Here is a 10,865-nt window from a genome sequence, read left to right on the forward strand (position 1 = left end):
CCAGGAGAGGCCGCTCATCCTTCCGGATCGACACGGGCCCCGGCCCGTGCGGGCGGCTGGCATCAGGGGTTCCGTTCCGAGCGAGAGAGAGATCCGCGTGTACGCCATCGTGCGCAGCGGTGGCCGCCAGCACAAGGTTGCTGTCGGCGACATCGTTGAGGTTGACAAGATTTCCACTGCCAAGGTTGGCGACACGGTCGAGCTCTCGACCCTGCTCGTTGTCGACGGTGACGCGGTCACCAGCGACCCGTGGGTGCTGGACGGCATCAAGGTCACGGCCGAGATCGTGGACCACCACAAGGGCGCGAAGATCGACATCCTTCGCTACAAGAACAAGACCGGCTACCGCCGCCGCCAGGGTCACCGCCAGCAGTACACGGCGATCAAGGTCACCGGTATCCCCACGGCTGCGAAGTAAGGGACTGAGAACACATGGCACACAAGAAGGGCGCATCGTCCACTCGGAACGGGCGCGATTCCAATGCTCAGCGGCTCGGCGTGAAGCGCTTCGGCGGTCAGGCCGTCAACGCCGGTGAGATCCTGGTCCGCCAGCGCGGCACCCACTTCCACCCCGGGGCGGGCGTCGGCCGTGGCGGCGACGACACGCTGTTCGCGCTGACCGCCGGTGCGGTGGAGTTCGGCACGCACCGCGGCCGCAAGGTCGTGAACATCGTTCCGCTCGCCGTCTGAGTCCTCTCGACGCGCGCAGAACGACACACAGCACCTTCCGAGGGCGGATCTCAGCTTTCCCGGTGAACGGGGAAGCGGGTCCGCCCTCGGCGTGTTACGACAGAGACAATTCCGCATTTTCCGCTGTACCTGGAGGCACCCACCATGACCACCTTCGTGGACCGCGTCGAGCTGCATGCCGCCGCGGGTAACGGAGGCCACGGCTGCGCCTCCGTACACCGTGAGAAGTTCAAGCCGCTGGGCGGCCCCGACGGGGGCAACGGCGGCCGCGGCGGCGACGTGATCCTCGTCGTCGAGCAGTCCGTCACCACGCTGCTCGACTACCACCACCACCCCCACCGCAAGGCCACCAACGGCCAGCCCGGCGCCGGCGACAACCGCTCCGGAAAGGACGGCCAGGACCTGGTCCTGCCCGTCCCCGACGGCACCGTCGTCCTCGACAAGGCCGGGAACGTGCTCGCCGACCTCATCGGCCAGGGCACCACCTTCGTGGCCGGTCAGGGCGGCCGTGGCGGCCTCGGCAACGCCGCGCTGGCCTCGGCCCGCCGCAAGGCCCCCGGCTTCGCGCTGCTCGGCGAGCCGGGCGAGAGCCGCGACATCGTCCTGGAGCTCAAGACCGTCGCCGACGTGGCCCTCGTCGGCTACCCGAGCGCGGGCAAGTCCTCGCTGATCTCGGTCCTCTCCGCGGCCAAGCCGAAGATCGCGGACTACCCGTTCACCACCCTCGTACCGAACCTCGGCGTCGTCACCGCCGGTTCGACCGTCTACACCATCGCCGACGTCCCGGGCCTCATTCCCGGCGCCAGCCAGGGCAAGGGCCTCGGCCTGGAGTTCCTGCGGCACGTCGAGCGCTGCTCGGTGCTCGTGCACGTCCTGGACACCGCCACCCTGGAGTCCGACCGCGACCCCGTCTCCGACCTCGACATCATCGAGGAGGAGCTGCGCCAGTACGGCGGCCTGGAGGACCGGCCCCGCATCGTCGCCCTCAACAAGGTCGACATTCCTGACGGCCAGGACCTCGCCGACATGATCCGCCCCGACCTGGAGGCCCGCGGCTACCGCGTGTTCGAGGTCTCCGCCATCGCCCACAAGGGCCTCAACGAACTGAGCTACGCGCTCGCCGGGATCATCGCCGAGGCGCGCGCCACCAAGCCGAAGGAGGAGGCGACCCGCATCGTCATCCGTCCGAAGGCCGTCGACGACGCGGGCTTCACGGTCACCGCCGAGGGCGAGGACCTCTACCGGGTGCGCGGCGAGAAGCCCGAGCGCTGGGTGCGCCAGACCGACTTCAACAACGACGAGGCCGTCGGCTACCTCGCCGACCGGCTCAGCCGCCTCGGGGTCGAGGACGAACTGGTCAAGGCGGGCGCCCGGGCCGGGGACGGCGTCGCGATCGGCCCCGAGGACAACGCGGTCGTCTTCGACTGGGAGCCGACCATGCAGGCCGGCGCGGAGATGCTCGGCCGCCGCGGCGAGGACCACCGCATGGAGGCCCCGCGCCCCGCGGCGCAGCGCCGCAAGGACCGCGAGGCCGAACGCGACGACGCCCAGAAGGAATACGACGAGTTCGACCCCTTCTAAACGCTCCGCACCCCGGCCCGTCTCTGCGGAGGCGGGCCGTCCGGTAGCCTCGGGGCCGGGCGCAGGCGGTTTCCGCCGGTCACGCCGGGTGAACGTGCTGCAGATGTGCGGATTGAGCAACACATCTGTGGGGTCGGTCACCCCGGGTGTCACCTCGGCAGCGCCCAACCTCCCTGGCCAGAGGGTGAACTGCGGGTTTCCGCGGGGCGAGCGACGGACGACGTCCACCTTGCGAGACGGTCACGGAGAGTGCGACCATCACACTGTTCCCCCGTCATAGCAAGGTAGGTCGTCTGTGTCTGTGCCGCATGAAGCCAAGCCCCGGACCACAGCGGTCGTGCTCGCCGGTGGGACCGGTCAGCGCGTCGGCCTCTCGATCCCCAAGCAGCTGCTGAAGATCGCCGGCAAGGCCGTCATCGAGCACACGCTGTCCATCTTCGAGAACGCCGAGGGCATCGACGACGTCATCGTGCTGATGGCGCCCGGTTTCGTCCCCGACGTCGAGAAGATCGTCGCGAAGGCCGGACTGCGCAAGGTCACCCGGATCATCGAGGGCGGCAACACCCGCAACGAGACCACCGAGCGCGCCATCGCGGCCCTCGGCGAGGGCCTCGCAGAGGGCGAGGACCGCAACGTCCTCTTCCATGACGCGGTCCGCCCCCTGCTGTCACAGCGTGTGATCACGGACTGCGTCGAGGCGCTGGAGCGCTACCAGGCCGTCGACGTCGCCATCCCGTCCGCGGACACGATCATCGTGACGCGTACGCACGGTGAGGACGGCGAGTTCATCACCGACGTGCCCGACCGCTCCCGGCTGCGCCGCGGCCAGACGCCGCAGGCCTTCAAGCTCTCCACGATCCGCAAGGCGTACGAGGTGGCGGCGGGAGACCCCAACTTCCAGGCCACCGACGACTGTTCGGTGGTCCTCAAGTACCTCCCCGACGTGCCGATCTACGTGGTCGCGGGCGACGAGTACAACATGAAGGTGACCCAGCCGGTCGACGTCTTCATCACCGACAAGCTCTTCCAGCTGGCCTCCACCGCCGCCCCGCGCCAGGCCGACGAGGCCGCCTACCGCGAGCTGCTCACGGGCAAGACCCTCGTCGTCTTCGGCGGTTCGTACGGCATCGGCGCCGACATCGCCGCCCTCGCCGAGAGCTACGGCGCCAAGGTCTACGCGCTGGGCCGCTCCACCACGGGAACGCACGTGGAGAACCCGGAGCACGTGGACGACGCGCTCTCCAAGGCGTACGGCGAGACCGGCCGGATCGACTACGTCATCAACACGGCGGGCGTGCTGCGCATCGGCAAGCTGGCCGAGACCGACAACACGACGATCCAGGAAGCGCTGAACGTCAACTACCTGGCCCCCGTGCAGATCGCCCGCGCCTCGTACAAGTACCTGGCGGAGACCCGGGGCCAGTTGCTGCTCTACACCTCCAGCAGCTACACCCGGGGCCGCGCCGAGTACAGCCTCTACTCCTCCACCAAGGCCGCCATGGTCAACCTCACCCAGGCGCTCGCCGACGAGTGGGCGGGGGAGGGCATCCGGGTCAACTGCGTGAACCCGGAGCGCACCGCGACCCCGATGCGGACCAAGGCGTTCGGTCAGGAGCCCGAGGGCTCGCTGCTCTCCTCGGAGGCCGTCGCGCGCACCTCGCTGGACGTCCTGCTCTCCGAGCTGACCGGCCATGTCATCGACGTACGGCAGCAGGACCCGACGGCGGGCGCCGCAGAGTCCTCCGGCTTCGAGCAGGCCCTGGCCTCCGTGCTGGACCGTCAAGCAGATGTGTAATAATTCTTGACAAATGTGCTTTTCCGGGCCTCTGTTCGTCGCTTTGCGCGATGGCAGAGGCCCGAATGCGTGAAGCCGCACCTTCACATTTCCGCCAATACGTGAATCAACCGGCACCCCCTGGAGCAGGTTCTTCGTGATCTCGACAGCCATTCGCCTGGCCCGTGTGGGCAGCAGGTCAGAACTGGCGGCAGCAGTGTTGATGGGGCTGGGATATCCCTGCGTCATGCTCGCCGCGCTCATTCCGAACGTCTGGTTCTTCGCGGCGGCCACAGCTGTCACGTACGTCGCGGACTGGTATCTGCACCAGCGGGGGAGCTATCTGATCAACCGCCTGGGCAAGGTGCGGGCCGGGCTGTCGATCCGCTTCCTGCTCCGGCAGCTGATGGTCATCCTGCTGCTGGCCCGCCTGGACCTCGCCGAGTCGCCGCTGTTCTACGCGGCGGTGGCCTGCTTCCTGCTCTTCTACGGGCTCCAGGCGCCGCACGGGGCCATGGCGACCCTGATCCGGCTCCGCCGCACCATGCCGGTCGTCACCCGCAACGTGGACCTGCACGCGGTCCGCATCCCCGACGCCCCGCCCGGCGCGCTGATGCGGCGCTCCGCGGAGAAGATGCTGCACCTCGACATCCCGGCCGTGGCGGGCGTGCTGGTCGCCGCCGGGACCGGCGAGGACGTCATCGGCTACGTGGGCATCGGCCTGACGCTGCTGCTGGCCCTGTCCTACCTCGCGCTGCTCGTCCCGTTCGTGCGTCGCGGCCGACTGACCCCTCCGGCCCCCGCCGTGCTCAAGGCCGTCGACAGCTGGCTGCGTGAGTACCAGCCGACCGTGGTGCTCTACTTCTCCGGCTCCAACGAGTCCGCCTACCAGGGCAACATGTGGCTGGAGACCATGAGCCGGGTCGAGGGCCGCCCGCTGATCATCATGCGGGAGCGCGGTCTCGTCCCGCAGCTCGCCGAGACCTCGGTCCCGGTGATCTGCGTCCCGGCGGGCACCCACCTGATGAACCTGGACCTCTCCACGGTCCGGGTCTGCCTCTACCCCGCGAACGTGGGCAAGAACATCCACATCCTGCGCGTCCCGACCATGAAGCACGTCTTCATCGGCCACGGCGACAGCGACAAGCTCGCCAGCGTGAACCCCTACTCCAAGGTGTACGACGAGGTGTGGACGGCGGGCCGGGCCGGCCGCGACCGGTACGCGCTGGCCGATGTGGGGATCCGCGACGAGGACATCGTCGAGGTCGGGCGCCCGCAGCTGGAGCCCATCAAGAGCTGGACGGGCGCGGTCAAGAACCCCATCCCGACCGTGCTGTACGCGCCCACCTGGGAGGGCTGGGACGACAACCCGGGCAACACCTCCCTGCTGCTGGCGGGCGAGAACATCGTGCGCCGGCTGCTGAACGCCGCCGACCCGGTACGGATCATCTACAAGCCGCACCCGTTCACCGGCATTCGCAGCGCCAAGGCCAAGGCCGTCAACGCCCGGATCCGAGCCATGCTGGAGAAGGCCGCCGCCGAGCGCGCGGCGGAGCCCCGCTGGGCGAAGGAGGCCTCGTCGGCCGCCGCCGCACAGAGTGCCGCCAAGGCCGAGCTCGCCCGGATCGAGGCGCGGCTCGCGCAGCTCGCGGCCACCGGCCGTCCGGCCGGCGACGACGCGGAGGAGTCGCGGCTCTCGCTCGCCGACCCGGTCCGCGAGGCGGAGACCGTACGCCTGAGGGCCGAGTGGAACGACGCCTACTGGCGCTCCTTCGGCTGGTGGGAGCACCGTACGGTGACCGGCGCACAGCCCAAGCTCTACGACTGCTTCAACGAGTCCGACGCCATGGTTTCGGACATCTCCAGTGTGGTCTCCGACTTCATCGCGAGCGGCAAGCCGTACGCGGTCACCGACTCGGCCGCGCTCGGAGCCGAGGAGTTCAAGCGGCAGAACACCGCGGTGCGCGCCGCGGTCATCCTGTCCAACGGCGCCGAGGAGCTCGACGCGCTGCTGGCCGCGGTGGCCGACCCGGCGGCGGACACGCTGGCGGATGCTCGCCGTGAGCTGAAGACCTACCTCCTCGGGCCGGACGAGCCGACCTCCATGGAGCAGTTCAACGCCGCCGTACGGGCGCTGGCGGCCAAGGCCGAGGCCCGTAACCGGGCCGTCGCCCAGCGGATCGGTGAGCAGGCCGTGGCGGTACCGGACGCGGAGGCCGTCACCAGCGGCGTCGGGAGCGGCGATCCGCAGGCGGCCGTCGAGGCCGACGCCACGGCGGACCCGGACGCACCGGAGGCCGACGCGGCGGAGGGCGAGGCGAAGGCAGCTCTCAGCGAGGGGACCTCGTCCGTGCGCTGAGCGCCTTTCAGTCGCACAGTCGCACGCCGCACATCTGATCGAACTGGCTGAAAAGTAAAGCAACCCCGATCACGACCCGTACGTCTCTTTTGAGGGAGGGATGTACGGGTCGTTCGGCATGTTGATGCACAAAAAGTGCATAGTCGGGCAATCTGCCTCCTTTCGTGATCAAATCGACAGGTGCACATGGCCGACATGCCCAGGAAGAACCACGAGCCCGATGTCAGTGTGATCATCGGGGCGTATGACGCGATGCCCTACCTGGTCCGGTGCCTGGAGTCCGTCGAGGCGCAGACCATCGGCGCGGACCGCATGGAGATCGTCGCCGTCGACGACGGCTCCACCGACGGTACGGGCGCCTTCCTGGAGGAATTCGCCGCCCGGACCGCGATCCCCATGAGAGTCGTGCGGCAGCCGAATTCCGGCGGCCCCAGCGGCCCGCGCAACCGGGGCCTCGACCTCGCTCGCGGCCGGTACGTCTTCTTCCTCGACGCGGACGACTACTTCGGCGAGGAAGCCCTGGAGCGCATGGTCGCCATGGGGGACCGGGCGGGCACGGACGTGGTGCTCGGGAAGATCGTCGGCGTCGATCGCGGTGCCGCGAAGTCGATGTGGAAAGAGACCGTCGAGCGCGCCGACCTGTACTCCTCCAACATCAAATTCACCCTGAGCGCGCAGAAGCTGTTCCGTCGCGACCTCCTCGTACGCCTCGGCATGGCCTTCGACGAGAAGCTCAAGACGGGCGAGGACGCCCTGTTCACGATGGAGGCGTATCTGCGCGGCAACGGGATCTCCGTCGTCGCCGACTACACCTGCTACTACCTGGTGGGCCGCGAGGACCGCAACCAGATGACCAAGAAGGGCGGCTTCGAGCGCCGCTTCGACTCGGCCCGCGCCCTCATGGGGCTCATCGCCGAGTACGTGCCCCCGGGCCCCCGGCGCGACGCCTTGATGGTGCGCCCCTTCGTCATCACCCTGCTGCCGCAGTTCGGCCCCGGACTGGTGAAGCAGAAGGACCGGGTCCACGAGCGGAAGATGGCGCTGGCGGCCCCCCTGATGAAGGCGTACTGGACGCCGGGGCTCGGCCGCAACCTCAAGGTGAACGAACGGCTGCGGCTGATGTGCCTCGCCGCGGGCCGGCTCGACCTGCTCCTGGACATCGCCGCCTTCCTGCGCGACAAGAAGGAGCCCGAGATCGTCCGCCGGGGAAACCCGCCCCGTCCGTACCTCGCCTACCCGCACTTCGGCGAGAGCTCCGTGCTCCCCGACAGCGCTTACGAGGTGACCGTCACGGAATGGGTCGGCGGACGGCGGATCGAGGCGCCGCAGCGGGGGCCCCGCCCGTCCTTCGCCCGGCGTGTGGTCCGCAAGGCCCGCCGGACCGTGCTCGGCGCCCTGCGCGCCCCCCGCGCACACCGCGTCTGACCGGGCGCCGGAGGGCTCGCGGGGAGCACCCGCCGGGGGCCGCGGTCAGCCTTCGAACATTCCTCCCCGTCCTGGGCGCCGCCTGGGGCGAGTTCGTCCTGTGAGGGGCGTCACGCCATACTGTGGGGCAACCATGAGACCGTTGAACACGTCTCATTAACGCCCCGTCTTCCTGGGGTTCATGATCTGCACGTCCCCCCGGAAAGGCCTTCCCCCCGTGGCGTCCCTCGAAGCGATCCCCGACGAGCTCGGTCGGCTCATGAAGTACTTCCCGGAGACTCCGGTCGAGGAGCGCCCCGAATTCCACCGGGCGGCCAAGGACTTCCTGGCCCGTGCCGCCCCGAAGGTCGTCCGGCAGTTCTCCCCGATGGCCCGGGTCAAGTGGCACCTGGCGGCCAGCGGCCGCGGCGACGAGCTGGTCGACCTGCTGCACTACGAGCGCGAGAACCCGGGCGCCTTCTCCGTCCGCGGCCTGCGGCGCGCCCGCATCGAGCTGCCCGGCGTCGAGAGCTCCTCGCTCCCCTCCTCCGTGCGCAACTTCAACCGCAGCGAGCTCCCCGTACGCGGCAAGCTCCTCGGCCTCGCCTGGGAGGACGGCAAGCTCCAGATCAAGGGCTACGCCTACATCCCCAACGTCCCCTCGGCCACCGGAAAGCGCTCGCTGCGCGTCGCCGTCCTCCGCCGCCAGGGCAGCCGCTCCACCCTCCCGCTGCGGCTGCGCACGGTCCTGGAGCCCCGCGCCACCGCCGAGGCCAAGGGCGCCCTGCACAACTACGACTGGTCCGGCTTCGAGATTGCCGTCGACCCGTCCCGCCTCCGGGTACGCGGCCAGTGGCAGCCCGGCACCTGGCGCCTGGGCATCGGCATCCCGCGCCCCGGCGGCATGTCCGTCGGCAGCATCACCAAGAACAACGCGGGCGCGGCCGGACACAGCCTCACCCGGATCCTCGACGACGGCGTCCGCCTCGTCGCCGGCTTCGACCGCAACCGGCTGAGGCTGTCCGTCGACGTCGTCCCGGCCGAGATCATCGCCCAGGAAGCCGACGGCGACACCCTCACTGTCACCCTGCGCTCCCGCGTCACCACCCCCGCGGGCAAGTACCCCACCGCCCTGCGCATCGACCACGAGCCCAGCGGCTTCGCCACCGACCTCCCGCTCCAGCAGGGCGAGACCGGCGCCGACGGCTGGCTCCGCCACACCGCCCGGCTGCCCCTGGCCGCCCTGCCCGTCGACGGCGTGCAGCCCGGCAAGGCCGTCAAGTACCGCACGCTCATCGTCTTCGCCGACGGCACCACCCGCCGCGCCACCAACGGCACCGGCCCCGTCACCGGCGTACACCCGCTGCCCGAGGGCCGCGAGCTGGCGATCCTCACCGACGGCGCCGGCAACTTCACCCCGCAGGTCCGCACGGTCCAGCCGGTCGTCGACGGCGTCGAGTGGAGCGCCGACGGCGAACTCGTCCTGACCGGCGTCTACACCGGCCCCGCCGAGCAGATGAAGATGGTCCTGCGCCACACCGGCCGCAACGAGGACCGCCCGCTGCCCGTCGAGTTCGCCGACGGCCGCTTCACCGCCCGGCTGCGCCCGGACACCATGCCCACCTACGAGGGCACCGTCCCGCTGCGCGCCGGCCGCTGGATGCCGCGACTGCGCCGCACCACCGAGTGGGACCACACCCGCGACCTGCCCGTCACCCTCCGCCCCGACCTCGTCGGCACGCTCCCGCTGGCCCACCGGGGCGAGCACCGCACGTACACCGTCGAGCGGGTCGACTTCGACCGGATCTTCGTGGAGTCCGGTCCGGTCCTCGGCCCCGAGCTGCGCGGCGCCTACCGCCAGCGCCTGATGCGCGACGTCTACACCCCCGAGCAGCGCAAGCTGCCGCTGCGCGAGGCCGTGCTCTACAACAGCTTCGGCGGCAAGCAGTTCTCCGACTCGCCCCGCGCGGTCTACGAGGAGCTCAAACGCCGCGGCACCGAGGTCGAGCACATCGCGATGGTCCACGACCAGCAGGTCGTGCTGCCGCCCGGCGTCCGGGGCGTCGAGTGGGGCAGCAAGGAGTGGTACGAGGCACTGGCCCGCAGCCGGTACGTCGTCACCAACGGCGGCATCCGCGAGTGGTTCGTCCGCCGCGAGGGCCAGGTCGTCGTCCAGACCTGGCACGGCACCCCGCTCAAGCGCATCGGCGCCGACCTCCTCGGCACCCCCAAGGCGAACCTGGCCTACATCGCGAGCCTCCCGCAGCGCTCGCGCCAGTACAGCCTGTTCATCACGCCGAACGCCTTCACCACACCGATCATGACCAACTCCTTCCGCCTCCAGTGCGAGGTCCTGGAGGCGGGCTACCCGCGCAACGACGTCTTCCACGCCCCCGACCGCGTCAAGCGCGCCGCGGCCGTACGGGAGAAGCTCGGCATCCCCGCGGGCAAGAAGGTCGTCCTGTACGCACCCACCTGGCGCGACGACCAGCGCTACGGCGGACGCCGCTTCAAGCTCGACAACCAGATCGACGTCGAGGCCGCCCAGCGCGAGCTCGGCGAGGACCACGTCCTGCTCTACCGCAAGCACCACAAGGTCCTCGACTCCATCCCCGGCGCCGGACAGGGCTTCGTCTACGACGTCACGTACTACCCGGACATCGCCGACCTCTACCTGATCGCCGACGTGATGATCACGGACTACTCCTCGGTGCTGTTCGACTTCGCGCACTCCGGGCGTCCGATGCTCTTCTTCACGTACGACCTGGAGCACTACCGCGACACCCTGCGCGGCTTCTACTTCGACTTCACCTCCCGCGCCCCCGGCCCGCTGATCAAGACCTCCGAGGACCTGGTCTCCGCGATCCGGAACATCGACGCGGTCAGCGAGGAGTACAAGGAGAAGTACGCCCAGTTCCGGGTCGACTTCTGCGAGCCCTCCGACGGCCGCGCCTCCGCCCGCGTCGTCGACCGGATGCTCGCCGTCAAGGACGAGCAGCAGAGCTGAGCCCACCGGCCGCCCCCGCCCCCTGCCCGTTCCGCTCGGTGGACGTCACG

7 protein-coding genes are annotated in these 10,865 nt (G+C 69.8%); all 7 read left to right on the forward strand.

Annotation, left to right across the window (positions count from 1 at the left end; all coding sequences use genetic code 11):
- Positions 1-97: 97 nt before the first annotated feature.
- The 7 genes from rplU to D3105_RS18655 all read left to right on the forward strand — a co-directional run bounded on the left by rplU (position 98) and on the right by D3105_RS18655 (position 10,815).
- Positions 98-418, forward strand: coding sequence for a 50S ribosomal protein L21 (gene rplU / locus D3105_RS18625; protein WP_010062939.1), 321 nt, complete (start codon positions 98-100; stop codon positions 416-418).
- Positions 419-432: 14 nt separating this feature from the next.
- Positions 433-690 carry a 50S ribosomal protein L27 gene (rpmA, locus tag D3105_RS18630; protein ID WP_006124388.1) on the forward strand — a complete coding sequence of 86 codons (258 nt, stop codon included), beginning with the start codon at positions 433-435 and terminating at the stop codon, positions 688-690.
- Positions 691-834: 144 nt separating this feature from the next.
- Positions 835-2,271: a GTPase ObgE gene (gene obgE / locus D3105_RS18635; RefSeq protein ID WP_069736519.1), complete on the forward strand. Its 1,437-nt coding sequence runs from the start codon at positions 835-837 to the stop codon at positions 2,269-2,271.
- A 295-nt stretch (positions 2,272-2,566) separates the two neighbouring features.
- A complete protein-coding gene (locus D3105_RS18640; protein WP_118904281.1) occupies positions 2,567-4,066 on the forward strand; it encodes a bifunctional cytidylyltransferase/SDR family oxidoreductase in 1,500 nt (499 codons plus the stop codon).
- A 226-nt stretch (positions 4,067-4,292) separates the two neighbouring features.
- Positions 4,293-6,404: a CDP-glycerol glycerophosphotransferase family protein gene (locus tag D3105_RS18645; protein WP_240646944.1), complete on the forward strand. Its 2,112-nt coding sequence runs from the start codon at positions 4,293-4,295 to the stop codon at positions 6,402-6,404.
- A 186-nt stretch (positions 6,405-6,590) separates the two neighbouring features.
- Positions 6,591-7,829 (forward strand): glycosyltransferase family 2 protein, encoded by a 1,239-nt coding sequence (locus tag D3105_RS18650; RefSeq protein ID WP_118904283.1) that lies wholly within the window; start codon positions 6,591-6,593, stop codon positions 7,827-7,829.
- Between the two features lie 217 nt (positions 7,830-8,046).
- A complete protein-coding gene (locus tag D3105_RS18655; RefSeq protein WP_118904284.1) occupies positions 8,047-10,815 on the forward strand; it encodes a CDP-glycerol glycerophosphotransferase family protein in 2,769 nt (922 codons plus the stop codon).
- Positions 10,816-10,865 lie beyond the last annotated feature (50 nt).

Source organism: Streptomyces globisporus (assembly GCF_003501885.1).
Lineage (GTDB): Bacteria > Actinomycetota > Actinomycetes > Streptomycetales > Streptomycetaceae > Streptomyces > Streptomyces globisporus_D.